The sequence below is a fragment of the Paracraurococcus ruber genome, assembly GCF_004353985.1.
In the GTDB taxonomy this organism is placed as follows: domain Bacteria; phylum Pseudomonadota; class Alphaproteobacteria; order Acetobacterales; family Acetobacteraceae; genus Paracraurococcus; species Paracraurococcus ruber.
In genome coordinates, this window is sequence record NZ_SMOA01000644.1 from 1 (window position 1) to 753 (window position 753).

Sequence of the window (753 nt, forward strand, 5' to 3'; positions counted from 1 at the left end):
CCTGCAGCGCCTGAGCCAGCCCCGCCGCCTCGGCCGCCAGCCGCGCCAGCGCCGCCTGTTCCAGCACCGCCCGCGCGAGCAGGGCGGAGAGCAGCACCGCCGGCAGCAGCCCGGCCAGCGCCGCCATGACCAGCCAGAGGGCGCCGCGCCGCGCCAGCATCAGCCGCGGCCCCGCGCCGGGGCGGCGGGCAGGCGCGCGCCAGCCCAAGGTCGTTCGCGCGTCGGAAGCGGGCTGGGCGTCCGGGCGCGGCCCGGCGCCCGGGTCACCGCGCTTCGCTGGCGGGCGCGCCGGAGCGCGTGCTTCACCGCGCCGCGTTTCCCCCGGCGGGCGTCGCGGCCGGATACCAGCGCGCGGGAGGTGCGGGCGCGCTCCTGCGCATGGGGCATTGGGGCGCGCTTCGGCGCGGGGTGCGTGCCGGCGCGCTCCCGCGCGCGCGGTGCGCAGGCGCATCCCCGCCTGTGGGACATCGGGCCGCGCTTCCGCGCGCGGGACATTCAGGCGCGCTCCTGCGCGCGGGGCCAGGGCAGGATGCGGCCGGGGATGGACCCGGGGCGATCCAGCGCCTGCAGCACCTGCCGAAGCCCGTGCAACTCCTGCACCAGACGTTCCTCGCGCGCCGCGGCCTCCGCCTGCAGCCGCGCCAGCGTCGCCTCCAGCGCCGCCACCCGCTGTTCCAGCGCGGCGGCCCGCGGCGGCGCGGCGACGGGGGGCGCCGAGCGGGCCACCGGCGGCAGGGGCGCGGCCACGGGCGG

The 753-nt window shown here is 81.7% G+C and carries 1 protein-coding gene; it reads right to left on the minus strand.

Annotated elements, in window-relative coordinates; all coding sequences use genetic code 11:
- Positions 1-495 precede the first annotated feature (495 nt).
- On the minus strand, positions 496-753 hold a 258-nt coding region (locus tag E2C05_RS33785; protein ID WP_205083294.1), incomplete at its 5' end, for a hypothetical protein.